We start from the raw sequence: 26,107 nt of genomic DNA, 5'->3' as shown, positions 1-26,107 counted from the left end.
TTATTGACACTCCTTCAGTTCATACAGATCGGTACGGCGGTGCTTCAGTAACGGCAGCTGCTCGCGAACAGCTGTCAAATGCTGGGGATTAAGGGTTGCTGTAATGATTCCCTCGGTTTCATCTGTTTCTGCCAGTACTGTTCCCCATGGATCCACCACCTGAGAAAAACCATAGGCATGATAATCAGAGGCTAGATTGCGGGCCGGAGAAGCGGCCGCAAAGAAGACCTGATTGTCCACTGCCCGCATTTTGATGGTATCTTTCCAATGAGCCGGCCCGGTGGTTGTGTTGAATGCAGCCGGTACCACGATCATTTCAGCCCCCTGCAGGGTCATGAGGCGCATCAGTTCTGGAAATCGCATGTCATAACAGATGGCTACCCCAATTTTTCCCAGAGATGTTTCCACCACTGTCACATCATTTCCCGGTGCCACAATGGAAGATTCTTCAAATGAAACGCCTCCGACAATATTGACATCAAAAAGATGCATCTTTCGATGGCGTCCAACCCGCTCTCCTTCTTCATTATAAATAAATGCAGTGTTGTAAATACGGCCATCAGCGGCTTCGGCAATGGATCCACCCACCACGATAATCTTCAGTTCAGCTGCCAGCCGAGACAGTAATTGTGTTGTTGGCCCGCCTTCCGGTTCTGCTATGGCTTGCATGGCTTCAATGCTATAGGGGCCATTGAAAATTTCCGGCAACACCACCAGGTTAGCCTTGTTCTCCAGGACCGACCGACGAATCATTGATTCAGCCTTTTTCAGATTGTCTTCCTTGCTCTCAACCACCATCATCTGACAAACAGAAAGGTTCACTTCTTTCAATGGAAACAGCCTCCTTACGTTATTGAACACACTATTTTCCGCATGATTTAAGCCGGTTTGATACCTTTACAAGGGATTAACAGACACAGTCATTTTCTTTTCATACTCCAGGGAATATGATACACTAAACAAGGCATTCAACTTTCAGAAAGGGTGAACCAACCATGCTTCGGACCATTTACTGGTTAATTGATTTCATCACTTATCTGCTTTATATTTTTGTTCAGGCTCTGAGAGGTAAACGCATGGAAAAAGCAGGCCACACCGAAGAAAAACGCCGATTCACGCAAAAAATCGGCCAGCTATGGTCCACGCGATTACTGCGGAAAACCGGCAGCCATATTGAAGTAACAGGCAGCGAACATATACCAGCGGAAGGCCCGGTTCTCATTGTCAGCAATCATCAGAGTTACATGGATATCCCTCTCATGGTCAGCGTTGTTCCGCTGCCTATGGGCTTTGTGGCAAAACAGGAACTGCGCCGTCTACCGGTGATCAGCCGCTGGATGGATCTCATTGAATGCAGCTACATTGATCGAAAAGATATCAGGCAGTCACTTCGCGCCATTCAGCAAGCTCAAAAAAGTCTGGAGAGTGGTCAATCCATGGTGATTTTTCCCGAAGGCACCCGGAGCAAAAGCCGTGAAATCGGTGCTTTTAAGCCCGGTAGTCTAAAGCTGGCCCAAAAAGCAGGCATCCCTATTCTTCCAGTTGCCATCGACGGCAGTTACCGCATTTATGAAGAACGAGGGCGCATCACAGCTACCACTGTGAAGGTCACCATTCTGCCATTAATTCCTGCAGAAACGGTTGTTGAGGAGAGTTCCAGCGACCTGATGAGCCGGGTCTTCGGTGATATTCGTCAAACACTTGGAATGGAAGGCCTTTTATCAGTCTGATGAAACATTCTGGAAACTATCCATGAATTCATCCATGATTTTATCATAGTCACCACTGTTATAGGCCAGAATGTTTTTCAAATGAACAAATGAGTCCAGATCAATGTGGGTCAGGTGAAGTGCCAGGGAGCCATCCTCTTCCATGCGTACCACCTGGCCCGTTACATTGATGAACAATCCCGACGATTCTCCTGCAAGATCTATGGTGACATCCACGTTATCGCCTGAATGCAGATCATCCGTTTTTTCCGTCAGATGAATGAGTAATCCATTGAGACTTAAATTTTCAACCTTCCCTGTAAATGCCATGTTCTCTTTTTTAATCAGGGCACGAATCTGAAATAACACCCGGGACAACTTTCGTTTTTCTTCCATCACAACCCTCTCCTTTTCAGGTATTCCAAGTGTAGAAACTTAACATTCTACAACCACCAGGGGAATGTTAAATGTGCCAGCAACAGCAACACCAGCACTATGCCAAGCCCTCGGTGGATGGGCCGCCATATTTTACGAAGAACAGCAAGTTTGCTGCCGGCCAGCGCAACCAGAGCCATTACAATCAGCGTCAGCAACACGAGACTGCCTGAGTGCAGGCGCAGCTGGCCCAGTACCATGGACCCATGAAGCAGTCCAATTAAGATCATTGCCACGCCAATCACCGGGTGAACTACCCGCACCACCCGATAAATGGGGATCAGCTTCTTGTTGGATTTCATCTTTTGCTTCAGGGGATAAATCGTCCCCATAATGACTACTAATGCTACATTTACCCATCCCATGATTTGCCATTGTGCCACTTATGCAGCCTCCCTTCGCATTCCCATAGATGCTTTCGATTGCTAAATACCCGTAATTAACTCACTGAAACGCACAAAGACCAGTGCGTCAAAAGCGTACCGATCATCAATCTTGGCATCAAAACAGCCTCTTCATCATCTAAGAATACTCCCTATATTGAAACCCCGCCGAAGAAGCCTCATTCTTATGGTTTCTGGTTGCTTTCCGGCTTTTTTTGCCACGTTTCATCAAGCATGAAAGTCGTATAGCGTTCCAGATTTGTGTGAATCATCTTCAGTCCAGTCTTTTCAGCCATATATTGCATTGTCTTTGGTGTGTAGAAAGAGATATGGCTGCGATCCCGCACATAATGCCAGTTGAGAAAGTGATTGGTGTCGTTGCGGTGAAACAGTGTCATCACTGCTAAAATCCCGTCAGGTTTCAACAGTGTTCGAAAAAGCTGAAAGTATTCCATCGGATCCCGCATATGTTCTACTACTTCTGTCGAGGTAATCAGATCATACCTTTTCCCTACATAAACCTTTTCTGGCGCGTAAAACAGGTCATAGACATCCATATTATAGCCATGATCCCGTTCCAACAGCTGTGCCAACACCGGTGATGGACCACTGCCAAAATCTAGTCCATTTCTGCCATAATTCATATGAGGAAACACCGCATCTTTTAAAAAGCGTTCAAAATATGCCACATAACGCGGATCATGGATGGAATTTTGATGGCAGTTATAGATACGCAGCTCTTCATCGCTGTTGATAATGTCTGCTGCTTCTTTAAATATAAAATCACACTGTTCACAGACATGGTAATCTGCTCGCACGCCTGGATGATGAAGCAGATTTGTCTTCCCCCCACATAACAGACAAGGTGCTTTCATAATGACTCCTTTTCAGATGAATTTATTTGGAAAGATGGTCCTGTCTTATGATTAAAACTGATGTTGGTAATTTTTCATTTCTAAGCAGCTACTCATCAGCAGTATACCATGGATGCCTTGTGAGCAAAACTGCCTGCAGCAGATTATCAAGTTTTTCATCATTTTTCAAAACCAAGAGAAAGGCCCGACAAAATGACTGCCGAGCCCCAAAATCAATTATTTGTTTCAGATTCTTTGTCATCATTCTAATCCTGATATAAAATCATGGTCAGGCAAGACCTGATTCTTTACATTTGACTAAAGATTTCATCCAAAATAGTAACGCATGCATCCAACTCTTCTTTCGTAATAATCATAGGAGGAACAAAACGGAGAATGTTACCTGCAGTGCAGTTAATGATCAACCCTTTGTCAAAGGCTTTTTCCACCACCGCCGCCCCAGGGAAATCCAATTCAAGACCCACCATAAGCCCTTTTCCCTTGGTGCGTTTAACAAAAGCATATTTTTCCACCAATTCTTGAAGCTTTTCCAGAAAATAAGCGCCATTGGCTGCGGCTTTCGAGGGAATCTCCAGATTCAACAACTCTTGAAACACAGCTGTCCCAGCTGCGCAGGCCAGAGGATTTCCTCCAAAGGTGGTTCCGTGATCTCCCGGCTTCCAGGCTGCAGCCACTTTGTCGGTGGCGACAATGGCACCAATGGGGAATCCGCCTGCCAACGATTTGGCCAGTGTCATGATGTCAGGAACGATATCATATTGCTCATAGGCAAACATGGTGCCAGTGCGGCCAAATCCACACTGAATTTCATCAACAATAACCAGTAAATGGTGTTTATCTGCCAGCTGCCTCACTTTCTTCATGAACGCCGGTGTGGCCGCTGTAATCCCCCCTTCACCCTGCAAAGGCTCTAACATAATGGCACAGGTATTGGGGGTAACGGCTTCCTCAAGGGCTTTTTCGTCATTGAAAGTGACAAAGGTGAATCCTTTGGGCAGTGGTTCAATGCCAACCTTATAAGTTTCATTGTGGGTCACGCTGAGAGTACCCAGTGTGCGACCATGGAATGAACTGGTCATGGCAATGATTTCATATTTTTCCGGCCCAAAGTTCGTATAGGCATATTTTCGAGCCAGCTTAATGGCACCTTCATTGGCTTCTGCGCCGCTATTGGCAAAAAAAACTTTGTCTCCGAAAGAATTGCCTGTTAAGAGCCGGGCCAGCTCCAACTGCGGCACATTATAAAAATAGTTGGTAATATGAATCAGTTGATCTGCCTGCCGCTGAATGGCCTCCACCAGCACCTGGGGGCTGTGTCCCAATCCGCAGGCAGCCAGGCCACCCATCATATCAAGATACTTCTTTCCTTCAGAATCAGTGAGGGTACACTTCTCACCAGAGGTGAATACCACCGGAACCCGCTTATAAGTTTGCATGAGTACCTGGTCACTTGCCAGAATCATTTCTTTTTTTGTCATGTTCATCATCTCATCGTCTCCTTCTCAGCAACCATTCAACTGATTGTTGATATCGCTTTCGAGGTACTGTTGCTTTGATAATCATTATGCGCCTTATGCGACACATCGTCAACGGTCAGCCGCCCCAGACGTTGTTTCTACTTTATTCACTGATTGTGGTACCTTTGCTGCTGTCTGAAAAGATTTCAAAAAGCAGCGAATGAGATTCGCGGCCATCAATGATATGGGCCCGACGCACACCGTTGGCAACAGACTCCACGCAGCAGTTCACTTTGGGGATCATCCCGCCCGTGATCACACCTTTTTCAATGTAATGCTTAATCTCCTTGGGGCAGAGTTCAGGAATCACCACTTTCTGAGTGCCTTCTTCTTTCATGACCCCCTGCACATCTGTCAGCAACAGCTGTACAGAAGCTCCCAGTGCCACTGCCATTTTACCCGCAGCCTCATCGGCATTGATATTGTAGCGCTTACCTTTCTCATCACAGCCTATGGAAGAAATCACCGGCACATAGTTCTTTTCCAGTAAATCAAATACCAGTTCAGGATTGATTTCAACAACGTCTCCCACAAAACCCAGCTCCGGCTTCTTTTGCCTGGCCTTGATCAAGCCACCATCCTGCCCGCTGATGCCGATGGATTTAATCCCGTATCGACTGAGTCGAGCCACCAGATCTTTGGCTACCTTTCCCGTCAGCACCATTTCAGTAATTTCCATCGTTAACTCATCTGTTACTCGCAGACCATTAACAAATTTGGTTTCATGACCCAGCTTTTCCATCATGCCGGTGATTTCAGGGCCACCGCCGTGCATGATGACTGGTTTCATGCCCACATATTTCATGAAGGCGATGTCTTTAATAACCTGCCCTTTCAGTTCTTCATTCACCATGGCGTTGCCACCGTATTTAATCAGAATGATTTTTTGATGATACTGCTGAATATATGGTAAACTTTGCAGCAGCAGTTCAGGATTGAACTCGCCACCGTTGGTTGATTGACTCACTGATTTTTCCTCCTTGTATCGATGCAATTGTATTAATGAGTGTTTCATCAGAGCGTAAGGTGCTCATTAACTGCGGTACGATCCATTAATTTTGACATAATCGTAGGAAAGATCGCATCCCCATCCCCGGGCTGAGGCTTCGCCTGAAGCTGCCGTCAGACGAATAATCACCTTCTTGTCTTTCAATAATCCCGCCACCTTTTCTTCAGAATAGTCAAGGGGCAGCCCCGCCGACAGCACTTGCACCGACTCTCTCTGGCTGTTGGCCAGCGTTAACGCCACATCATTCAATTGAAAAGAGGCACCTGAGTAACCCAAACTGCAAACAATGCGGCCCCAATTGCCATCTTCACCGAAAATAGCAGTTTTCACCAGATTTGAGTTCAGTACGGCTTTAGCAGCCAATCGGGCATCTGTTTTGGTGGCAAATCCTTCGGTGATGACTTCCATTAATTTCGTGGCACCTTCACCATCTTTCACAATGGATATTGCCAGGGCTTCGTTCACTGCATACAAGGCATCCATGAATTTCTTTTTGTCAGGATGCTGATCATTCAGGGGCTTGTTCCCCGCCTGGCCGTTGGCCAGTACCATCACCGTATCATTGGTGCTGGTGTCGCCATCCACTGTAATCATGTTGTATGTGTCTGCCACCACTTCAGCCACTACTTCTTTCAGATAACCCAGCTCCACGGCTGCATCGGTGGTGATAAAGCCCAGCATGGTGGCCATATTGGGATTAATCATTCCAGAGCCTTTTGCCATTCCGCCAATGGTGACGGTTTTCCCGTCGATCACCGTGGTCACAGCCATTTCTTTTCGTATCGTATCGGTGGTCATGATTCCCTGAGCTGCTTGAGGCCCCCCTTGGGCATGGCAAGCAGCAATCACCTTGGGAATGCCTGCCCGTATCTTATCCATGGGCAGGGTTACGCCGATCACGCCCGTGGAGGCCAATGCCACCTGTTGTGGTTTCAATTTCATCATTTCCGCCGTTATCTGCTGCAACTCCAGGGCATCCGCTTCTCCCCGGCTGCCCGTGCAGGCATTGGCATTGCCGCTATTCACCAGCACCGCACGTACATCGCCCAGATCAAACACTTCGCGGCTGATATGAACCGGCGCTGCTGCCGCAAGATTTTGTGTGAACATCGCGGCTGATGTTGTCGCAGTCTCACTGATAAGTAGTACGAGGTCATCTTTTTCTTTTTTGACCCCCGTGTGGACACTGCCCGCCAGAAATCCCCGGGGGCTTGTCACATGGCCATTGGGTATCACTTCATATGTCACTTTATTCATCTCCTTTGATGATGGATGCTTCTTGTGTCATCGTATGATTTTTGAATGTGCCTCACCTTAACTCAGTTAGATCATCAGCATCACGAAAGATACCTAAGGCCAGATGGGGAGATGATGAAGCCCCATTTCTTCAGGCAGCCCCAACATCAGGTTCATATTCTGGACAGCTTCCCCCGATGATCCTTTGATCAAGTTGTCGATGACCGACACCAGTATCAGATTGCCTGATCGCTGATCAGCCTTCCACGCGATATCGCAGAAATTTGAACCCCTAACTGCTTTTGTTTCCGGGAGCGCGTTTGTCCCCAGTAACCGAATAAACGGTTTGTGATCATAATATGCCTGGTAGCAATCCTGCAGTTTTTTCTCCGTCAGCCCTTCAGGTAACGGCATGACAATGGTGCTGAGGATTCCTCTGTCCATGGGGACCAAATGAGGGGTGAACTGAAGGGTGACTGATTTTCCAGCAGCCTTGCTTAGTTCCTGTTCAATCTCCGGCGTATGCCGGTGAGTGCCAATCCCATAAGCGCGGACATTCTCATTCACCTGTGAAAATACATTCACTGTCGACGGGCCACGCCCCGCACCAGAAACCCCGGTTTTGGAGTCGATCACCAAATGGTCGCCAGTCACCAGGTTCTCTTTCAACAGCGGCAATAAGGGTAATAAGATGCTGGTTGGAAAGCATCCCGGATTTGCTGCCAGCCGGGTTTCTTTCAGTTCTTCAGCATACCACTCAGGCAAACCGTAAACAGCTTTTTCCAGCAGTTCAGGTGCTTCATGGGGTGTATTGTACCATTTCTCGTAAACAGACTGCTGATCCAGTCGAAAGTCTGCCGACAAATCCACCACTCGAAATCCCTGCCGTTGCAGCATAATCACCTTGTGCTGGCTGATTCGATGTGGCAGTGCACAGAAAACGATATCCACTTTTTCAGGAAGATTTTCCGGATCTACAGAAACAGCGGTCATCTCTGCCTGACCCTTCAGGTTGGAGTAGACCGCTTCAAAGGGTTGATGTTCATAACTGCGGGAATCAACAAAGGCAAGTTCCACCTCAGGATGCTGAATCAGAATGCGTACCAGTTCAGCTCCGGTATAGCCTGTTGAGCCCAAAATACCAGCTTTCATTAATTGGACCTCCTTCTTAGTCATCGCCGGCTCATTCGGTTGCACAGCTGCCGAAATTCCGTCGTTTGATGCAAATAATTTTACTCTATTATATCGAATTTTGGTTTTTTATGCAAGTTATATTTCATGCTTTTGTTCTCAACTCTGATATTTCATTTGATATCAATCTTTTTTCTAAATACATTTGTCCATTCATTTTGGAATAACGGTATTATATGCATTTCAATGTATAAATATTACATTAATCCAATATTAAAAAACAGCTTAAACCCCTTTTGCTCAGGGCTTAAGCTGTTTTCGTCATATCAGTATGATATGTACTGTGTGTTACCAGTCTCATCGAAGAAGATTTCAAAATGAATGTCCCTTGTTTTGATAGCGTTCTGCCCATTCCCGGCTTCTTTCCAACACCCGTCGGCTATAGGCTGTTTCCATCGTCTGATGCCGTTCAAAATGAATCCGAAGCCCGTCAGGTCCTCTGTTATATTCACCAAGCACTTGTACCCAGTCTGTTTCATCCTGACGATCCGCCAGCTCCCGCAAGTACTGCATGCCCAGCGTGAGATTGTACCATGACTCAAAAATCATCTCCGGATCATAGGTGAAAGACCACTGGCCGCTGTGACGATTAAAAAGATGTTGTTCTGTGATGGGAGTAATCTGCATGTACCCCCGGTCATTGTTGCTGCCCACCAGGTCGCCCCGAAAGGTGCCGCCCGTTTCAATATCGATCAACGCCAATACCATCCACGGATCTAGCCGAAATGCCTCGCACCCCTGAAGCAGAATCCAGGCTGCTTCATCAACCAAACCGGTTTCTGACGCAATAAATCTCAATCGACTGATGGTCTCGGCACTCAACGCCCGATCAATGCGATAGTCTGACAACCGCTTGTTTTCGAGGAGCAATCCCCGTACAAAGGTTTCAGGATGATGGTTTTCATGGCGATGTAGATGAAGCCACTGGTCTGCCGATGCTGTTACCTGAATCTCCATGGAAATTTCACTTTTTTCTTCAGGAGGGTGCGTCATCATCCACGTCACCAGCACGACAACTGCCATGCTCCAGATCAGCGATGTTTTGTCTATTTTCATTGGTGGATTCGAGGATCCCAGATCCAGTCTCCCGCCATGTTGATATACCCATCCCGGCCATTCCATTGGACTTGAGCGATGCCCCGCTCGAAAGGAAAGGCACGGCTAAATTCCGGTTCCACAACCCAATCACCCCGAGGATTGATGTAGCCCCATCGATCCCCCTGCCTTGCCGGCGCCATTCCCTGGGAAAAATAGTAAACATCATCAAACCTGGGCTCAATCACCATTTGCCCTCTTTGGTCCACAAATCCCCAGCGCCGGTCAAGGGAAACCGCTGCCAGACCTTCCTGAAAAGCAAGCCCTTCTTCAAATGCCAGGGGAATCACCAGTTCTCCAAACTCGTTCACATAACCGGTTTTCCCCTGAAGCTGCACCGCAGCCAAACCTTCAGAAAAAAGCGATACTGCGTCAAACCGGGGCGTAATGACCATATCGCCCATCAGATTGATGAACCCCCACTCTCCGGCAATGGATACCGGCAGTAACTCAGTACGGACAGGTGCATTGGCAGATGCCTCATCGTTCGGGGCTTCTGAAGGTTGGTGTTCTTCCGGAACATTGGGTTGTTCAGGTAGCGTCGGTGCTTCAGCAGCACTTGACATTTCATTACCCGGCAGTTCCATTGCCAGCTGCGGCGGTTCTGCCGTCTGATCTGATACCCCTTGCCGTCCAACCACAACCCACAGCACCAGGGCTGTTATTAGAACTGCCAGCAACACAACGCCGGCAATCACCATGATGGCTGCTTTTTTAGGCACTTGCTTATTCATGTCAAATTTTCCGTCTTTGGTTTCTTTTGTCTGATCCTGATTTTGCTGTTCTTCTGTTGCCAAGGGAATCACCTCCCTCTAAAGAGAATCAATTATGTGCTTATCGAAAGGAATGGCTTGCCACACCGGCCGGCCTCCCACCCATGTTCCCATCACTTTTATGGCAGCCAATTGGTCCGGGAGTAGATGGTGAGGGTTGTGGGAGACAGCAATGAAGTCTGCCAGCTTCCCGGGTTCCAGACTGCCCTGATCCCGTTGCAGTCCCGCAGCCGTTGCCGAACCCATTGTATGAACATCAAGCGCTTCTTTCAGGGTAAGCGCTTCCATCATATTAAATCCTTTTTCCGGCTGTCCTTTCATGTCTTTTCGGGTGACTGCCGCCTGAATCGCCTGAAAAGGATTGGGGATTTCCACAGGACAGTCTGAGCCGGCCGCAAGAGGGATCCCAGCCTTTAGAAGCGTTTTCCAGGCATAGGCCGTGGCTGCCCGTTCTTGCCCCAAACGCGGCTCAACAATGGTCCAGTCTGAGGAAGTAAATGCAAACTGAAGGTCTGCTGACACACCCAGTGCCGCCATTCGCTCATAGAGCTTACCATCTCCAATTTGGCAATGAATGATTCGGTGTCGCAATGGTATCCCGTACACATCTGCCACTTTTTCAAGTACACAGAGGGCCTGATGCAGCGCTGCATCACCGATGGCATGCAGACAGATTTGCATACCACCTTCATGGGCTTTGAATACCATTCTTTCCAGTACGTCATCTGCATAAAGAAGCATGCCATGATTCTGCGGGTCATCGGTATAGGGCAACCGCAACGCTGCTGTACGGCCGCCAAGAGTGCCATCCAGCCATAACTTCATTGGCCCTATCCGGTAGAAATCATCGCCCCAACCAGTGCGTTGCCCCTCAAGCAACCATTGATTCAAATGCTTCATGGTAGGCATTGAAATTTTCTGATAGACACGTACAGTAAGTTTTTCTTCAGATGCCAGTTCCTGATAGGTGTGGCGTATATCTGAAAAATCACCGCTGTATCCGAGGTCATAAGAGTCTTCGGAATGAACAGCTGTTACTCCAAAGCGGGCGAGTTCACCCGCTGCCCTTCGAACCACCTGTTTCAGCTCTTCCCGGTCAGGCTTTGGCTCCATCCGGGTTTTAAACCATTCCAGCTCGTCCTCCAACACAATTCCTCGCTCCAGCCAGGGTTTCATGGCAGGATTCATCAGCTCCGGTTCAGGATAGACCACCTGTAAACCAGGTGTATTGGCAACCGCAATATGGCCACAAACACGCAGCAACAGAAGGGGATTTCGATCTGTGATGGCGTCCAGATCCTGGCACTCAGGAAACACATTCTTCTGAAAAAGGTTTTGATCCCACCCACGACCAATGATCCATTTTCCCGGCGGCGGTTGCTTTTCTTTCAGGTAGCGGGCACATCGATTCTGAATCTCCTCAACAGAACCTGCCCCACTCAGATCGATGGATTCAAGAGAAAATCCATAGGCCATCAGATGAATGTGACTATCAACGAAGCCTGGCATGACATAGTGATTTCGCAACGATACTTTTCGATGAATCGGTATCAGTGTTTCCAGTTGATCCCGATTGCCCAGAGCAACAATACGTCCCCCCTGCACCAGCATGGCTTCTTCCACGAGGTCACCTGATTCAATGATTCCGTCGTAAAAGAGCACTCGTTGTTCCATGTTACCACTCCTTTGGCCATGTTGAAAACTGCCTTTGGCAGTTTACTGCAGGATATTTCGCACCAATTATCCGGCCTCCACCTGAAATAGTTCGGTCAGATTAACGATCCTGAATAGATCCCGGATTTCAGTTCGTGCCCCTTTGATGCGCAGCTTCGTCTCATTGCGCGCCAGATTTCGGTAAAGACCAATTAGAAAGGTAATCCCTGCGGAATCGATGTAGTTGATCTGACTCATGTCAATGACAACCTCGCTGCAAGATTGATGCTGGTCAAGCACCTCATAGGTTTGCTGAAGAAGATCGTTGAGGCTGTTAGCTGTCGGTTCTTCAGCGAAAAACAGTGTGATGGTTTCACGTTCTCGTATAGACTGCATTTACTGGTACCTCCTGTTTAATCATTCATTGACACCCGACCGTCATCGACTCAAATTGATGTGCTTTCAGAAACAGTCAGCACCTGGTGGAGATCTTTGGGCAGCGAACCACGGTCATCCGGATGTCACTACAAGCTAAATCATTGCTTTGCACAGCTATTCTTCCCAGTTTAGAATGACCTTACCGGATTTGCCGGAAGCCATCACCCTAAACGCCTCTTCAAATTCCGTATAATGATATCGGTGAGTTATTACCTTCGAAATATCTAGTCCCGACTGAAGCATTGCGGTCATTTTATACCAGGTTTCGTACATTTCACGGCCATAAATTCCTTTTATGGTTAACCCATTGAAAACAATCGTATTCCAGTCAATCACTGTTTCCGGCTGCTGAATACCCAGTACAGCGATTTTGCCTCCATGGCACATGTTGCTGATCATGCTCCGAAAAGCAGATGCATTGCCAGACATCTCCAGCCCCACATCGAAGCCTTCTTTCATGCCAAGCTCGCGGAAAGTTTCTTCGATGCTGGTTTTTTGGATGTTAATGGCCCTGGTGGCTCCCATTTGACGCGCCAAATCCAGTCGGTATTCATTCACATCGGTGATGACAACATATCGGGCACCAGCGTGCTTGGCAACAGCGACGGCCATAATCCCAATGGGTCCCGCACCTGTGATCAATACATCTTCTCCAAGCAGATCAAAGCTTAAAGCTGTATGTACCGCATTACCAAAGGGATCAAAGCAGCTGAGCACCTCAAGGGGAATTGCCGGATCACAGTGCCAGACATTTGTCACCGGAATAGACAGGTATTCAGCAAATGCACCCGGCCGGTTGACGCCCACACCGCTGGTGTTCATGCATAAATGACGCCGGCCAGCCAGACAGTTGCGGCAGCGACCGCAAACCACATGGCCTTCGCCAGACACCGTTTCGCCTATTTCCACATCATGCACATTTTCACCCGTTGCCACTACTTCACCCACAAATTCGTGCCCAATGGTCATTGGCACAGGAATGGTCTTTTGTGACCATTCGTCCCAGTGATAGATATGGATATCCGTTCCGCAGATGGATGTTCTTTTAACTCTGATCAGTACGTCATTTTTACCAACTTGCGGCACAGGGACTTCTTCCATCCAAAGGCCAGCTTCCCGGTTTTTTTTAACCAGCGCTTTCATTGACCTCCCCCTTATCCCTTTGAGCTCCAGTCACTTCACAAGGCAAACTTACATTTCTATCTCCTCAATGGCTTGTAATCCGTTGCTCAAATCATTGAACTCCGAATCCAGTATTGCTTTTATGTCGGTTAAATCCTGGATCATTTCTTCATCTTTTAAATGAATTTGACATAGCGCAATGGATCGCTTCAATGCATAGATCTGATTTTTCAGTTGATCTCTTTTTGCCAACACTTCTTTTAGTTTCATCACAGTCACATCTCCTTCCGCCTCCACGGCATCTTTGATAGAATCATACCCACGCAAGATGATTATAACCCAGTTTGATTGTAATGGAAAGACAGCACAAGTGATCGCAACAGAAATAAACCGGTGTTTCCAACAAGGAAACACCGGTCTCGTTCATATGACACAACCAGTCAGTTATTTAACGATATTCTTCACAATGCCACACACCGCCGGGAGCTGTCTTATGTGCACATTGATTCTTGGAATCACAGGTGGCACAAAGCCCTAATACAGGGGTGGTTTTCATTTCTTCCCGGTAATCCACCTGACCAGAACACTGGGCAACACTCTCAAACTCCTCACATCCATACAAATTGGCGCCGCCATGGTGCGTCATTGCACAGCCATCCTGATGCGCACAGCTAAGGCACATGCCGGTTACCTTCATATCTGCTTCTTTTTCCGCTATTTCTCTTTTCGCATTTAACATGAGAAACCCTCCTTATTCGTTTCGCCCGTTTGACGGGCCGCTGGACTTTTTCCGGTACCTCTATATATAAGCAAGAGGCGTGCCAACTAACTCGACCGGTGTACTTTATTGATATTTCCTGTATTTTCAACACTTGCAAGACTCTTCATTCTCTCAACTATTTCCAGCTATACAGAAGAACACCGAGGCGAAATGCCCCGGTGTTCTATTTAGTCCCGATTTAATTATTTTTTACAAAGCCTCAATCGTTCAAAGAGTGTTATCACCATCATCATTATCTACAACGCCATCAATTTTCCGTCTCAGGGTTTTTCGGTCTATTCCCAAAATGACAGCAGCTTTCGTTTTGTTCCCTCCTGTATAGTTCAGCACATCAATGATGTACTCTTGTTCCACCTGCTCAAGGGTGCGTTCGAATCCCTTTGCAATGGAAATGCCGCCCTTCATAAACGCAGGCAGATCAGCCTGTGTTACCCGTGAAGATTCAACCATGATCACCAGTCGCTGAATCAAATTTTCCAACTCACGCACATTGCCCGGCCATTCGTATCGCTTAAAAATCTGAAGTACTTCATCGGATAAAACCGGTACATCACGACCAATCTCCCCGGCACATTTCTGTAAAAAATAATTAGACAGCAGTACCACATCATCTCCCCGCTCACGCAGGGCAGGTATTTGAATATTGATGACATTCAAGCGATAGTAAAGATCTTCCCGAAAGCGACCCTGCTTTACCAGATCTCTCAAATTTTTATTGGTAGCTGCAATGAGACGAACGTTCACCCGACGGGGATGCTGAGAACCCACCATCATTACCATTCCATCCTCCATCACTCGCAGTAGTTTCACCTGCATGGCAAGACTGGTCTCACCAATCTCATCGAGAAACAGGGTACCCCCATCAGCAGTGATGAAAAAACCCGCCCGGGTTTCGTTAGCACCTGTGAACGCCCCTTTCATGTAACCAAAAAGCTCACTTTCCAACAGATTTTCCGGAATGGCACCACAGTTAACGGGAACAAAAGGTGCTTTTGCCCGTTCGCTGTGATAATGGATCGCCCGCGCGACCAGCTCTTTACCGGTGCCGCTTTCTCCGGTTACCAAAACAGTCACCGGATTTGTTGCCGATTTATCAATGGCATGAAAGACTTCTTTCATCGGTTCAGATGCCGCCACGATGCCGTATCGACTGCCGTCGGGAGCAGCTTTTCCTCTGGCCAGCTTCCGGTTGCGGACGTTTTCCATGACGCGGTTCAGACAGGCAAAAAACTCCTCATCTGTAAATGGCTTGGTCAGATATTCCTCCGCGCCACTTTTAACGGCTTCCACTGCACTTTCTACCGTAGGGTAACCGGTGATCATGATAATTTGAAGGTCCTGATCCCGCTCCCTTATATGACGAATCAGATCAAGCCCCGTGAGTCTCGGCATTTTATAATCAGTGATCACCAGGTCGATCTCTGTGGTTTCCAGGATTCGAAGAGCACTTTCAACCTGATTGGCCAGGTAAACCTGATAGCCTTTTCCGGCTAATTTGCGTTCCAAAATTTCAAGAGTATCAGCTGAATCATCCACCACAAGTATCTGTTCTGTCTCTTTTGGTATGGATTCCTTTGTCATTGAACCGCTCCTTTCCCCGCTTCATTTACCGGCAGAATAATCACGAAAGATGTTCCCTCACCTGGACGGCTGATGACTTCAATGCGGCCGTGGTGGGCGGCCACGATTCCATGCACCACTGATAATCCCAGCCCGGTACCTTCCTGTACGTCTTTCGTGGTGAAGAAGGGAAGAAAAATTTTCTGGCGCACTTCTTCAGGCATTCCCACACCAGTATCCCTGATTGTCAGGTGTACTTCTTCGTTGACGGCATTGGTTTCAATGGTAAAGACGCCGCCATCTGGCATGGCATGCATGCTGTTAACAGCCAGATTCACCAGCACCTGATGTATTTGGCCGGGATCAGCAATGATTTCCGGTATATCTTTTCCATAGTGCCGTTCCAGCTGTATGGCATTCTTGACAAAGCGGCTCTCCAGAAAATATAGTCCTTCTTCAATGATTTGATTCACATTGATCCGGCTTTTCCTGGGAGGCATCTGGCGGGAAAACAACATCAGCTTGCGAATGATCTCCCGGGCGTGAAGCGTGGCTTTAATGACTTTGTCAATATCCTTCAGTGTTGTTTCATCCGTGTTGCTTTCTTTGATCAATTGACTGAATCCTAAAATAGAACCCAGCGGTTCGTTGATTTCGTGAGCCACTCCGGCAGATAGCTGGCCAATGGTAGCCAGCCGGTCAGCATGAAGCAGCTGATTCTGCAGCCGACGGCTCAATTCCTCAGCTTCCTTCCGTTCCATGAGCAGAGCAATCTGGCTGGATACCGTTTGAATCAACTTTTCCTCTTCTTTTAGAAAAATGTCGTCATAGAAATCCATGTGTCCAGGGAGGTAGAATACCTCCAATGATCCCCAGTTCTGTTTCTCCGAAGTAATGGCTGCAGCCAGCCGAATATCACTTTCCTGAAACCCCGGATTGGTGAAACACTGATTATCCAGACAAATCCGCGCTGTGGCTATTTCCGGAAACTGCATCGCAGCAGGCAGCATGGTGACAATTCGCGCAAGCACATCTTCTTTCGAGCCATTGGTCAGACCTGCCAGATGAGAGATTTCATACAGGCAGGATAATTCTTTGACCCTTTCCTGACAGGCATGGTGTACATGCTGATGATTAAAAGCTTCTGACAACGCCTGACTTAATCCTTCAAAGAGCGGTTTCATCTCTGAATCAAAGGGGCGTCCTCCCATTTGCTTCAATAGGACGATTCCCATTTTGTCATGCTGGTATAGAAACGGTACCATCATGACACCTGTCACTTCATCAGCATCACCTGAAGGTACTTTTTGCTCCATGACATGACAACCGCGCCAGTTCTCCACCTTCCAGTCTGAAAACCCCCGGGAATCGACGTAAACCTGAAAAAAAGCAGGCATCCACACATCCGTCAACCTGTGATAATCCCACAGATGATCCAATTTTGCCAGGGGGTTCACTTTACATAAGCGTAGTGCCGGCTGGCCCCGGTATTCAGCCAGAAACTGGTACAGCTTAAGGTCATAGTAAAAAAACAGGCTGGTTTCGTCCACATCAGCTGCTTGTTGCACCATTTTGAAAATTGCATGCACAAACTCCAGTCGGCTGGTTTCCCTTCCCGCAGCCTGCAGCATCTGATAGGCAAACGAGATAAAGCGCTGCATTTGACCAACCTCCTTCGGCAAAGATGACGGGAAATCTTTCCCGTCATCTGGTGGTTTCAACTCGGCAAAGGTTCAGACACCTGCCCTCATTATACTGTATACCAGATTGCTATACCAGTCCACGGTCCAGCATGGCATTGGCAACTTTTAAAAATCCGGCGACGTTGGCTCCCTTTACATAGTCGATATAGGTGCCGGTTTTCCCGTGCTCCACACATTGCTCATGAATGGCGCTCATGATGGATTTTAACCGACTATCCACCTCATCACGCGTCCAATTGAGGCGCAGGCTGTTTTGAGACATTTCAAGCCCCGAGGTAGCCACGCCACCTGCATTGGCCGCTTTTCCGGGGCCAAAGAGCATTTGATTCTCCTGGAAAATTTCGACAGCCTCCGGCATTGAGGGCATGTTGGCACCTTCCGATACACACAAGCACCCATTTTTAACCAGCGCTTTGGCTTCATCACCATTTATTTCATTCTGAGTGGCACAGGGAAGCGCCACATCACAGGGAACATGCCATGGCCGTTTTCCCGCATGGTAATCTACTCCGTACACCTTTGCGTAGTCACTGATACGACCTCTTTTTACATTTTTAAGTTCCAGCAGGTACTCCCATTTTTCTCCGGTGATTCCGTCAGGATCATGAATAAACCCTCCCGAGTCAGATGCTGTCACCACTTTACCACCCAAATCATTGACTTTTTGTATGGCATACTGCGACACATTACCCGAACCAGATATAACAACAGTTTTGCCTTCAAGTGAGTTGCCACGGGTTTTTAACATTTCTTCTGCAAAATAAGTGCATCCATAACCGGTGGCTTCAGGCCGAATGAGGCTGCCTCCCCATTCCATCCCTTTACCTGTGAACACCCCTGTGAAGTCATTTTTGATCTTGCAGTACATGCCAAATAAATAGCCAATTTCACGCTTACCCACACCAATATCACCCGCAGGCACGTCTGTATCAGGACCAATGTGCCGGAAGAGTTCCAGCATGAAGTTCTGACAGAACCGCATCACTTCATCATCTGATTTTCCTTTGGGATCAAAATCTGAACCGCCTTTGCCACCTCCCATGGGTAACGTGGTGAGGCTGTTTTTAAAGATTTGTTCAAATCCCAAAAACTTGAGAATCGACTGATTAACAGTGGGGTGAAAACGAAGGCCACCTTTATATGGTCCAATGGCGCTGTTAAACTCAATACGATACCCCCGGTTCACCTGAACTTCTCCCTGATCGTCTACCCAGGTAACCCGAAATTTGATTTCCCGTTCCGGTTCAACGATTCGCTCAAGTATTTTGCTTCGATACAAGCTGTCATGACTCTCGTACACCGGCCAGATAGACTCCACAACCTCATGGACTGCCTGCAAAAATTCTGGTTGGTTCGGGTTGTTGGCTGCCACCTGATTTAAAAAATCATGCATTGACATTAACCTTCCTCCTCACATACGATGTATGACAACGTTTTCCCTTGGGTTGTCATCCGAAGATGCGGGTTATAATTCCCCTTATTATCGATTTCGCGGGTCATTATGCCCTACTCACCTTTATCATACTGCTACCGACATGGAAAATCAACGTTTTTTTGTGATTTTTAAGACAATTCTATCGAGGTATATTTCCTCATCTTTACTGTTCATCTTCCACCAGTGAGTAGAATCGCTGAATCAGATGCAACCCTTCCTGGTAATAATCTGGTGCCTGGTGGTTTGTCCAGCTGCAGATCACTACCCCCTTACACAAAAGATAGTAAGGTAACCGCCGCCAGAAATCTTTGTCCACTGGCAAGTGCCGTTGATACCCATTCAGAAACCAGTCTTCCCGGTGGGTGGCTCCCATAAGGTAACGCGCATAAATTCCCGCAAGATCGATTTCGCAGTTTCCGGGGAAACTCTGTTCAAAATCCAGTACACCTGTAATATTCCATTGTTTTCCTTCCTGTTGAACAAGAATATTTCTGCCATCGTAATCATGATGCGTCAAACGGGAGACTCGTATGGGACTCACCAATGAATAATTCCGGCGAATCATATAGATGGCTTTTTCCAGCAGCCTCCAATCCGGCAGCTGCTGGGCTTCAATGTGCCTAAATACGTATTCACTGCTGCGAACAAATTCTGAAAAGTAATGCTTCAGCTTGTACAGACTATTTCCATTTTCATCCCAGTGCCCAAAAAAGGGATATGTGGCAGCACTGTGGATTTTTCCAAGTTCGTCTCCCAGCAATTCAAACATGTGCTGTTCCTGCTCATCATTCATCTGTTCCCACACCCGGTCAAGCACTATCCCTGAGATGAAAGTGGATAACAGCCACTCTGTTCCATCAGCCAGCATACCCACTGCCTTCATTCGGGCACACTTCACCTGTGATTCTTCCAGCCGCTGAAGGGCCGCAATTTCCCGAAGTCGTCGATTCTTTTTACAATAGAGTTTAAAGACAAGCGGTGCTTCTCCCGGAAGATTCACCCGGTAAACCAGGTGGCGGCCCAGCTCATGATTACCAATGGGTTCAATGGAAATGTTTTGATTGCTCAGAAGATCTTGCAGGTATCGTTGGATTTCCTGTGGCTGATAAAGCAACATAGTACTCACTCATTTCCGATTGGTATGCTTTATTATCCGTCTTTCTTGCTAGTCGTTACCAGACTTATTACCCTTACATTTTTTAATTCAACGCTTTCCCGACAAAAAGATCGTCGCCCGTTTCATCAATGGATACATGCCATCTTTTCATCAATCAAAAGCTGGTAGAGAAATCGTTGCTGATGAATGATTTTTTGATTCCTGCCATTCAAATTGCTATTCATACTTTTCCTATTTTGGAATCTGTGGTAGAATAGTGTGGTATTGAACGATTTGCTAGTATGGCTCAGATGGTAGAGCAGCGCATTCGTAATGCGCAGGTCGCCGGTTCGAATCCGGCTACTAGCTCCAGTAAAATCAACGCTTTTAGGATTTGGTGAACTTGGCATAGTTCCAAAAAATGCGCCGAAATACGCCGAATTTTCACCGTATCCCGAAAGCAAAAGCCCCCCGACCGGGAGGGCTTTTCTTGTGATGACTATTTTTGATCACCGTTTAACTGCATTGCCTTTTCAGTCTGATGTCTTTTCATTGATTGATAGCACTTGCGGCATACCGGTTTGTACTCATTGTCTCCCATGAGGATTTGAGCACCTGAAAAAACTGGTGTGCCATCAATTAACCTCAAGTTCATGGAAGCTTTATTGGTGCAGTATTCACAAACTGTTTCAATTTCCCGAAGTGTGTCCGCATAGATCAGTAGTGCTTTACTTCCCGGGAACAATTCTCCCTTAAAATCATTCTTCAGACCATAACAGATGACCGGGATCCCTTCATGATCCACCAGTTCAGCTAAATTGAGAATCATCTCTTCAGCCAGAAACTGGGCTTCATCCACCAGAATGCAGTCAGGGCTTTCTTCTCTGGCCAAACGGCAGATATCCACCTTCTCGATCAACCACGCTTCCGCTTTCAAACCAATACGCGTGGTAATTTGACCCTTCCTCGGGTCGCGTAACCCACCATTGTCTAAGTATCGGGTATCTACTTCTGAGGTGAAGAGCAGTGTCTTGTAACCGCGTTCACGGTATGCGTGGTCAGTTTTCAGCAAGTCAAGGGATTTGCCGCTTTTCATGGTGGAATGTATAAAAGTCAGTTGTGCCAATGATTAATCCTCCCCTGGGATGGTTTTTTACCAAAAAAGCCCGGCTATCCCATGGGACATCGGACTCTCTTACTATCAGCCTACAGAAGGATCTCTTTTCTGTCAAGGTATTGGGTATTTTAAATCTCCGCTTATGGATCATAAACACGCTCATGATCATGCTGTTACTGACAGCGGCGGTACCAACGATATCAGTTTTATTTTAACTGGTTCCTTGATTGCCAGCTTGCCAACAAAACAGATGGGTATGAACTGAGTAACCCCTCCATTGAAACCGTCAGCAACAACCATTAATATAATAGATTTGAAAGGAGCCACATGCAGTGCCACGACGCCAGCTTCCCCCACCCCGTCAATTGATGTTAACACTAATATCCCTGCTTTCCATCGTGCTTTGGGGTGCCTTCATGTCTGGCTGGTTAGAGGGCGTTGAAGTCTATCTGCTGGCGCCTTTGATTGTTTTATGGCTGTTCTTTCTGATGAAGTGGACGAAAAGACCGTAGTCAGGATATCTCAATGCCACCCATGGCAGCACGGCAATGGATTCGAATCAAAGGTGCATGAGATTCGGCAGCAACCCGCTCTGCTGCCAGCGAAGCATAGATGCCACCTGTTTCTTCTCCCAGCATTTCAAGCCCTCCCAGCATCACTGATCCCTCGCAGTAGACGGTTGCTTCTTCCGGGACAATGATTTCAATTCCGCCCATCAACACATTGCACGACAGCTGGTACTCCTTGCCAGATTCCAGACGTGCCTTGTTTAAATCAAGCGAAATGCCACCCATAATTGCCCAATAAGTGCCATCTTCCAATTCCCAGGATGCCTTCGTTTTCTCGATGCCACTCATAAACGCAGTATTGCTTCGTCCTGTCACGTTTGGCCCCCGCAAAAAATTGATGCCGATAATAATGAGTGCCAACGGCCATAAAAAGGCCCACATTCTCTTCATTTCAAATACAAACCAGCCGAGGCGGTTGCCAAGCATCGTAACGCCAAGCGCCACCAGCACCAACCCCGTGACGAGTTCACCGGTTCCCTTTCGACCAACCAGAAACGAAACACCCCACAAAATCAGTGCCACCGGCCAAAACTGGCGTATCAGCCAGCCAATGGAAATCGTTGTGTATCCCAGATTATTCAGCAGCAAAATCGTTCCTAAAACGATCAACAAACCGCCTGGCAGCCATTGTCTTCTCCCTCTCATAATCCACACCCCGTCTCTCAAATTGTTTGACTTATTTTTGCAAATCACTTTTGTCAAACCGTTCCAATAGGTTTCTATGCTTATAGATACGCATTTTTTCTTTCAATGTTTCACAACATACAGCTGCAAAATAGGGTGATCTCGCTACTGCAGAAATCTATATGATTCGATTCTGTCGTAGTGACCGCTTGAAAAACGACCAGAAAACTGCTTCACAGTTTCCGGCCGTTTTTGCACCTTGCTTCATGACTAAGAAATTTTTGCTTTCGAACATCAGATGTGAGGCGATCAAACTGATCAGTTAAAGTGGGTTGTTGGAAAAACGGTCATTTTACTGCATGTACTCGCCACCATTGGGGGAAATCACCTGGCCAGAAAAATACCCGGCAGCATCAGAAGCCAAAAAACAAATGGCTGCGGCCATGTCTTCAGGTTCACCGATGCGGTGAAAACGTTCCAGCGCCGACGGAAATTCCCATTCGTGAGCCATCCGTGTATTGGTTAGCCCCGGGGCCACCACATTCACATTGATTTTCTCCTGAGCCAGTTCTCTTGCAAGCGTTTTGCTCATGGCAATTACCCCACCCTTGGCGGCACTATAATGAATATCACTGAAATCGCCGGCAATGGCTGCCACCGAACTGACACTGACGATTTTCCCATACTGTTTTGCCCGCATAATGGGCAGTACCGCTTTGATAAAGTGGTACACGCCCTTCAAGTTCACATCGATCAAGCGGTCGAACTCCGGCTCATCGACTTCGTCCACCAGCTTTCCGCCTCCCAGTGTTGCCCCGTTGTTCACCAGAATATCCACGGTTCCGAAAATTTCCAGCGTTCTGTCCACCAGCGACTGAATTTGGTTTGGCTGGGTGATATCACAGGTGAATGCCATGGCTGTCAGGCCATCTCTGGTGATTTCTGTCACAGTTTCATTGACACGCTCTGTTTCAATGTCACAGGCAACCACCCTGGCCCCCAATCCGGCCATCATGATGGCCGTTGCCTTTCCAATGCCATTACCGGCACCCGTGATAATGGCCACTTTACCTTCAAATTTAAAAAAATCATATACTTTTCGTGCCACTCGCGGATCCATTCTTCTTCCCTCCCATGATGAATATCTTAGCAGTTTTGATTCAGTTTATCAGACCAGCTTTCCATTTCAACAATAATACCCGCTCCACTGCTACATCCAGTCGTTCCTGTGGCAGTTCTCCATTTGTCACCGCCGTCACAATGGCGTCTCTGGCAACCAGGGGCTCAGGGGGCATTAGCAGCAGGTCTGCCCCCGCAGCCAGTGCCAGAATGACCGCTTCTTCGGTTGACCAATCGTCGGTGATTGCCTGCATGTCCAGTGCATCTGTCATAATTACCCCTTCAAACCCCAGTTTTTCCCGCAGCAATCCCGTTAAAACAGCCGGTGATAGTGTGGCGGGAAAAGCATTGTCATAGGCCGGTACATGTAAGTGTGCAGTCATGATGGCCGGCAACCCCGCTTCAATACCACGCCGAAAAGGAATCAGCTCTACTGAGGCCAGTCGCTCTTGGTCATGTGGAAGATTGACTGCACCCCGATGTGTATCCTGATGGGTGTCACCATGCCCGGGAAAGTGCTTCAGTACCGGAAGAATGCCTGCATCCATTAATCCATTGGCCATCGAAACTGTCAGTCGTCCCACCTCAACCGGGTCGCTGCCAAATGAGCGATCACCGATTACCGGATTAAGGGGATTGGTATTGACGTCTGCCACTGGTGACATGTTCATATTGAAACCCAGCATCTTCATGGCTTTTCCCAATTCAAGGCCAGCTTCATAAACCATTTTTGCATCCCCGGATTCTCCAAAAACACCAGCTGCAGGCAGCCGGGGAACTGAAATTCCTTTTGCCCCCAGCCGACTGACTCGTCCGCCTTCCTCATCCACCGACACCAGCAGGGGCACGGTTGCGTTGGCCTGCAATGCTTCGATGAGCGATTTCACTTGTGAGTTATGATCGATATTTTCAGAAAACAAAATCACTCCCGCTGGTTGAATTTCCAGCAGTGTATCACGGGTAGATTCATCCAATCGGAGAATCGGTTTTCCATCAGCTGTTTGTCGAAAGGCCGGCATGATTACCTGCCCTGCCTTTTCTTCCAGGCTCATTGCCGCCACCAACTCTTTCGTTTTTTTCATCACTTCATCGATGATATCTGCTGCCGACGACTCCTCCAGCTCCTTCTGTGATCGTTTCCAGATGTCTTCATTTGCATTCTCTGCTTCTGCATCTCTTGCTTCCAGTTGATCCACATCATTCTGGTTCCCGCAACCGATGAGCCAACCCGCCATCACCAGACCGAAAACCAAAGCTGGTAATATCCAATGCCAACGTTGTCTGCCACCCAGTTCTTTTTTTCGATGATCTATACCAAGTATTATTTTCATTGCTTCACCTTGCCTGACTGTTGTTTTTTTTTCCAAAGGGGTACTTATTTACTTGGAGGCTGATACAATGAAACCCCTGCACATCACGATGATTCAAATGGATATTGTCAAAGGCGATTTTGACGCCAACTGTCGTACTATCGAAAAACTGCTGCAGCAGGCAACGCAACCACCAGATCTTCTCATGCTCCCGGAAATGTGGTCGGTGGGCTTTGACTACCGGCGAATGAAGCATCATGGCAAAGCGCTATCCAAGACACTTTCGTTCCTCAATCATCTGGCATGCCATTATCATACGGTAGTCATGGGTGGCAGCATACCGGAAGCAAAGGGCGATCGGTTGTTCAATACCACTTATGTATTAAATCCTGATGGCACCACCCAGGACCGTTACCGAAAAATGCATCTGGTGAGCCAACGGCACCTGGAAGAAAAGACGTTTAACCGAGGCAACCGAATCCCTCTTTTTCAGGCAACTGATGTGTCCTTTGGAGTAGCCAACTGTTATGACATCATGTTCCCCGAAACCACTCGGGGCATTGCACAGCAGGGTGCCCAGTTGGTTGCTGTTCCCGCTCAGTACTCAAGCCCCTTTTTCGATCAGTGGATGACACTACTAAAAGCCAGGGCCATGGAAAACCAGGTTTTTGTGGCTGCTGTAAATCGGGTGGGCGCCAATTATTTCGGCCATTCCTGCGTCATCTCTCCCACTGGAAAAATGCTTTATGAAGCCAATGACCAGGAGCAGCTCATCGAGTTTACGATTGATTCCGGCCAGGTGGAAAAGAAACGGGCCATCCGGCACCATGCCCGGCAAATCAACGAGATGGCGCTGATGAAGTGGGTCTATCCTCAAAACTTCATTGGCGTGGGTGGACTGGTGGAGCGAGACGGCCGGTTTTTAATGGTGCGTCAAAACTATGGCCGCATCAAGGGTTACTGGCTGCTGCCAGGTGGTCATTTGGACAAAGGAGAAGCTCCTGAAGTGGGTGCTGCCAGAGAAATTATGGAGGAAACCAGTGTGCGCACGCGGGCTTTGGAACTGCTGGCCCTTCGAAATCTTCGAGTCAATGGGGTGGTGGACAGCTATCAGGTTTACCGTATGAAAGATTTAGGCGGCGAACCAGTCCCCGACGGTTTTGAAAACACCGAAGCTGCTTTTTTATCTCCTGATGAAATTTTCAACGAGAAACCAGTCACCCACCTTGCCAAAGCCATTGTCAGAAAAGTGCTGAGCGGCGACAAAGACGGCTTGCAGCTGCAAACCGACTTTGTCAAACACAGCGAAGATTACCAGCTGTATCTATAGCACGAGAGCCGCCTCCGGCGGCTCTCG

General features: G+C 47.6%; 26 protein-coding genes and 1 tRNA gene. 3 read left to right on the top strand and 24 right to left on the bottom strand.

Going from position 1 to position 26,107, the window contains the following annotated elements:
• A complete protein-coding gene (locus AAIG11_RS04030; RefSeq protein WP_343185179.1) occupies window positions 1–822 on the bottom strand; it encodes a carbon-nitrogen hydrolase family protein in 822 nt (273 codons plus the stop codon).
• Window positions 823–995: 173 nt separating this feature from the next.
• Between AAIG11_RS04030 and AAIG11_RS04025 the strand changes: the two genes are divergently transcribed.
• Complete coding sequence (locus tag AAIG11_RS04025; protein ID WP_343184991.1) at window positions 996–1,730, top strand: lysophospholipid acyltransferase family protein; 735 nt, start codon at window positions 996–998, stop codon at window positions 1,728–1,730.
• Here the strand turns inward: AAIG11_RS04025 and AAIG11_RS04020 are convergent.
• The 18 genes from AAIG11_RS04020 to AAIG11_RS03935 form a co-directional block, all read right to left on the bottom strand.
• On the bottom strand, window positions 1,722–2,105 hold the full coding sequence (locus AAIG11_RS04020) for a PilZ domain-containing protein (protein WP_343184990.1): 384 nt from the start codon (window positions 2,103–2,105) through the stop codon (window positions 1,722–1,724). The two genes, AAIG11_RS04025 and AAIG11_RS04020, sit on opposite strands and share 9 nt — an antisense overlap.
• A 47-nt stretch (window positions 2,106–2,152) precedes the next feature.
• On the bottom strand, window positions 2,153–2,527 hold the full coding sequence (locus AAIG11_RS04015; protein ID WP_343184989.1) for a hypothetical protein: 375 nt from the start codon (window positions 2,525–2,527) through the stop codon (window positions 2,153–2,155).
• 185 nt (window positions 2,528–2,712) lie between these two features.
• A complete protein-coding gene (locus tag AAIG11_RS04010) occupies window positions 2,713–3,345 on the bottom strand; it encodes a class I SAM-dependent methyltransferase (RefSeq protein ID WP_343184988.1) in 633 nt (210 codons plus the stop codon).
• Between the two features lie 344 nt (window positions 3,346–3,689).
• Window positions 3,690–4,889, bottom strand: a complete 1,200-nt coding sequence (locus AAIG11_RS04005; RefSeq protein WP_343184987.1) for an aspartate aminotransferase family protein — start codon at window positions 4,887–4,889, stop codon at window positions 3,690–3,692.
• Between the two features lie 133 nt (window positions 4,890–5,022).
• Window positions 5,023–5,886, bottom strand: coding sequence for an acetylglutamate kinase (argB, locus tag AAIG11_RS04000; protein WP_343184986.1), 864 nt, complete (start codon window positions 5,884–5,886; stop codon window positions 5,023–5,025).
• A gap of 66 nt (window positions 5,887–5,952) precedes the next feature.
• Window positions 5,953–7,176 carry a bifunctional glutamate N-acetyltransferase/amino-acid acetyltransferase ArgJ gene (argJ, locus tag AAIG11_RS03995; RefSeq protein ID WP_343184985.1) on the bottom strand — a complete coding sequence of 408 codons (1,224 nt, stop codon included), beginning with the start codon at window positions 7,174–7,176 and terminating at the stop codon, window positions 5,953–5,955.
• Window positions 7,177–7,278: 102 nt separating this feature from the next.
• Window positions 7,279–8,316, bottom strand: coding sequence for an N-acetyl-gamma-glutamyl-phosphate reductase (gene argC / locus AAIG11_RS03990; protein ID WP_343184984.1), 1,038 nt, complete (start codon window positions 8,314–8,316; stop codon window positions 7,279–7,281).
• A 351-nt stretch (window positions 8,317–8,667) separates the two neighbouring features.
• The gene (locus tag AAIG11_RS03985; RefSeq protein WP_343184983.1) at window positions 8,668–9,411 is read right to left on the bottom strand and encodes a transglycosylase SLT domain-containing protein; all 744 of its coding nucleotides are present in this window, start codon (window positions 9,409–9,411) and stop codon (window positions 8,668–8,670) included.
• Window positions 9,408–10,247, bottom strand: coding sequence for a WG repeat-containing protein (locus tag AAIG11_RS03980; protein WP_343184982.1), 840 nt, complete (start codon window positions 10,245–10,247; stop codon window positions 9,408–9,410). Before AAIG11_RS03980 ends, AAIG11_RS03985 begins: the two co-directional genes overlap by 4 nt.
• 15 nt (window positions 10,248–10,262) lie before the next feature.
• Complete coding sequence (locus AAIG11_RS03975; RefSeq protein ID WP_343184981.1) at window positions 10,263–11,897, bottom strand: amidohydrolase; 1,635 nt, start codon at window positions 11,895–11,897, stop codon at window positions 10,263–10,265.
• A 66-nt stretch (window positions 11,898–11,963) separates the two neighbouring features.
• On the bottom strand, window positions 11,964–12,272 hold the full coding sequence (locus AAIG11_RS03970; RefSeq protein WP_343184980.1) for an STAS domain-containing protein: 309 nt from the start codon (window positions 12,270–12,272) through the stop codon (window positions 11,964–11,966).
• Window positions 12,273–12,428: 156 nt separating this feature from the next.
• Window positions 12,429–13,457 (bottom strand): L-threonine 3-dehydrogenase, encoded by a 1,029-nt coding sequence (gene tdh / locus AAIG11_RS03965; RefSeq protein ID WP_343184979.1) that lies wholly within the window; start codon window positions 13,455–13,457, stop codon window positions 12,429–12,431.
• Window positions 13,458–13,505: 48 nt separating this feature from the next.
• Window positions 13,506–13,706 (bottom strand): hypothetical protein, encoded by a 201-nt coding sequence (locus AAIG11_RS03960; RefSeq protein WP_343184978.1) that lies wholly within the window; start codon window positions 13,704–13,706, stop codon window positions 13,506–13,508.
• Window positions 13,707–13,884: 178 nt separating this feature from the next.
• Window positions 13,885–14,175, bottom strand: a complete 291-nt coding sequence (locus AAIG11_RS03955) for a hypothetical protein (RefSeq protein WP_343184977.1) — start codon at window positions 14,173–14,175, stop codon at window positions 13,885–13,887.
• 249 nt (window positions 14,176–14,424) lie between these two features.
• Window positions 14,425–15,798: a sigma-54-dependent transcriptional regulator gene (locus tag AAIG11_RS03950; RefSeq protein WP_343184976.1), complete on the bottom strand. Its 1,374-nt coding sequence runs from the start codon at window positions 15,796–15,798 to the stop codon at window positions 14,425–14,427.
• Window positions 15,795–17,438 (bottom strand): sensor histidine kinase, encoded by a 1,644-nt coding sequence (locus AAIG11_RS03945; protein ID WP_343184975.1) that lies wholly within the window; start codon window positions 17,436–17,438, stop codon window positions 15,795–15,797. The genes AAIG11_RS03950 and AAIG11_RS03945 overlap by 4 nt, the downstream gene beginning before the upstream one ends.
• Window positions 17,439–17,547: 109 nt before the next feature.
• Window positions 17,548–18,879: an NADP-specific glutamate dehydrogenase gene (gene gdhA, locus AAIG11_RS03940; RefSeq protein ID WP_343184974.1), complete on the bottom strand. Its 1,332-nt coding sequence runs from the start codon at window positions 18,877–18,879 to the stop codon at window positions 17,548–17,550.
• Between the two features lie 199 nt (window positions 18,880–19,078).
• Complete coding sequence (locus AAIG11_RS03935; RefSeq protein WP_343185178.1) at window positions 19,079–20,032, bottom strand: phosphotransferase family protein; 954 nt, start codon at window positions 20,030–20,032, stop codon at window positions 19,079–19,081.
• 275 nt (window positions 20,033–20,307) lie between these two features.
• On the opposite strand from AAIG11_RS03935, the gene AAIG11_RS03930 reads away from it, so the two are divergent.
• A tRNA-Thr gene (locus AAIG11_RS03930) sits at window positions 20,308–20,383 on the top strand.
• Window positions 20,384–20,510: 127 nt separating this feature from the next.
• Here AAIG11_RS03930 and AAIG11_RS03925 read toward each other — a convergent pair.
• The 5 genes from AAIG11_RS03925 to AAIG11_RS03905 form a co-directional block, all read right to left on the bottom strand.
• Window positions 20,511–21,137: a thymidine kinase gene (locus AAIG11_RS03925; protein ID WP_343184973.1), complete on the bottom strand. Its 627-nt coding sequence runs from the start codon at window positions 21,135–21,137 to the stop codon at window positions 20,511–20,513.
• A 156-nt stretch (window positions 21,138–21,293) separates the two neighbouring features.
• Complete coding sequence (locus tag AAIG11_RS03920) at window positions 21,294–21,506, bottom strand: hypothetical protein (protein ID WP_343184972.1); 213 nt, start codon at window positions 21,504–21,506, stop codon at window positions 21,294–21,296.
• Window positions 21,507–21,640: 134 nt separating this feature from the next.
• The gene (locus tag AAIG11_RS03915; RefSeq protein ID WP_343184971.1) at window positions 21,641–22,342 is read right to left on the bottom strand and encodes a LiaI-LiaF-like domain-containing protein; all 702 of its coding nucleotides are present in this window, start codon (window positions 22,340–22,342) and stop codon (window positions 21,641–21,643) included.
• A 331-nt stretch (window positions 22,343–22,673) separates the two neighbouring features.
• Window positions 22,674–23,441 carry an SDR family NAD(P)-dependent oxidoreductase gene (locus AAIG11_RS03910; RefSeq protein ID WP_343184970.1) on the bottom strand — a complete coding sequence of 256 codons (768 nt, stop codon included), beginning with the start codon at window positions 23,439–23,441 and terminating at the stop codon, window positions 22,674–22,676.
• A gap of 40 nt (window positions 23,442–23,481) precedes the next feature.
• Window positions 23,482–24,771: a glycoside hydrolase family 3 N-terminal domain-containing protein gene (locus AAIG11_RS03905; protein WP_343184969.1), complete on the bottom strand. Its 1,290-nt coding sequence runs from the start codon at window positions 24,769–24,771 to the stop codon at window positions 23,482–23,484.
• Window positions 24,772–24,838: 67 nt separating this feature from the next.
• Between AAIG11_RS03905 and AAIG11_RS03900 the strand changes: the two genes are divergently transcribed.
• Window positions 24,839–26,080: a nitrilase-related carbon-nitrogen hydrolase gene (locus AAIG11_RS03900; RefSeq protein WP_343184968.1), complete on the top strand. Its 1,242-nt coding sequence runs from the start codon at window positions 24,839–24,841 to the stop codon at window positions 26,078–26,080.
• Window positions 26,081–26,107: the final 27 nt, after the last annotated feature.

Source organism: Anoxynatronum sibiricum (assembly GCF_039414295.1).
Taxonomy (GTDB): domain Bacteria; phylum Bacillota; class Clostridia; order Peptostreptococcales; family Tindalliaceae; genus Anoxynatronum; species Anoxynatronum sibiricum.
The sequence above is the reverse complement of the archived record's forward strand: the minus strand, read 5'-3'. Positions and strand labels throughout refer to the sequence as shown.

Bases quoted from the DNA above. Each gene is read 5' to 3' on its own strand.
- AAIG11_RS03900 (WP_343184968.1), top strand. From the start codon at position 24,839: ATGAAACCCCTGCACATCACGATGATTCAAATGGATATTGTCAAAGGC.
- AAIG11_RS04025 (WP_343184991.1), top strand. From the start codon at position 996: ATGCTTCGGACCATTTACTGGTTAATTGATTTCATCACTTATCTGCTT.
- gdhA (WP_343184974.1), bottom strand. From the start codon at position 18,879: ATGTCAATGCATGATTTTTTAAATCAGGTGGCAGCCAACAACCCGAAC.
- AAIG11_RS03945 (WP_343184975.1), bottom strand. From the start codon at position 17,438: ATGCAGCGCTTTATCTCGTTTGCCTATCAGATGCTGCAGGCTGCGGGA.
- AAIG11_RS03985 (WP_343184983.1), bottom strand. From the start codon at position 9,411: ATGAAAATAGACAAAACATCGCTGATCTGGAGCATGGCAGTTGTCGTG.
- AAIG11_RS03950 (WP_343184976.1), bottom strand. From the start codon at position 15,798: ATGACAAAGGAATCCATACCAAAAGAGACAGAACAGATACTTGTGGTG.
- argC (WP_343184984.1), bottom strand. From the start codon at position 8,316: ATGAAAGCTGGTATTTTGGGCTCAACAGGCTATACCGGAGCTGAACTG.
- AAIG11_RS03975 (WP_343184981.1), bottom strand. From the start codon at position 11,897: ATGGAACAACGAGTGCTCTTTTACGACGGAATCATTGAATCAGGTGAC.
- tdh (WP_343184979.1), bottom strand. From the start codon at position 13,457: ATGAAAGCGCTGGTTAAAAAAAACCGGGAAGCTGGCCTTTGGATGGAA.
- AAIG11_RS03955 (WP_343184977.1), bottom strand. From the start codon at position 14,175: ATGTTAAATGCGAAAAGAGAAATAGCGGAAAAAGAAGCAGATATGAAG.
- AAIG11_RS03970 (WP_343184980.1), bottom strand. From the start codon at position 12,272: ATGCAGTCTATACGAGAACGTGAAACCATCACACTGTTTTTCGCTGAA.
- AAIG11_RS03935 (WP_343185178.1), bottom strand. From the start codon at position 20,032: ATGTTGCTTTATCAGCCACAGGAAATCCAACGATACCTGCAAGATCTT.
- AAIG11_RS04020 (WP_343184990.1), bottom strand. From the start codon at position 2,105: ATGGAAGAAAAACGAAAGTTGTCCCGGGTGTTATTTCAGATTCGTGCC.
- AAIG11_RS03915 (WP_343184971.1), bottom strand. From the start codon at position 22,342: ATGAGAGGGAGAAGACAATGGCTGCCAGGCGGTTTGTTGATCGTTTTA.
- AAIG11_RS04005 (WP_343184987.1), bottom strand. From the start codon at position 4,889: ATGATGAACATGACAAAAAAAGAAATGATTCTGGCAAGTGACCAGGTA.
- AAIG11_RS03910 (WP_343184970.1), bottom strand. From the start codon at position 23,441: ATGGATCCGCGAGTGGCACGAAAAGTATATGATTTTTTTAAATTTGAA.
- AAIG11_RS03960 (WP_343184978.1), bottom strand. From the start codon at position 13,706: ATGAAACTAAAAGAAGTGTTGGCAAAAAGAGATCAACTGAAAAATCAG.
- AAIG11_RS03905 (WP_343184969.1), bottom strand. From the start codon at position 24,771: ATGAAAATAATACTTGGTATAGATCATCGAAAAAAAGAACTGGGTGGC.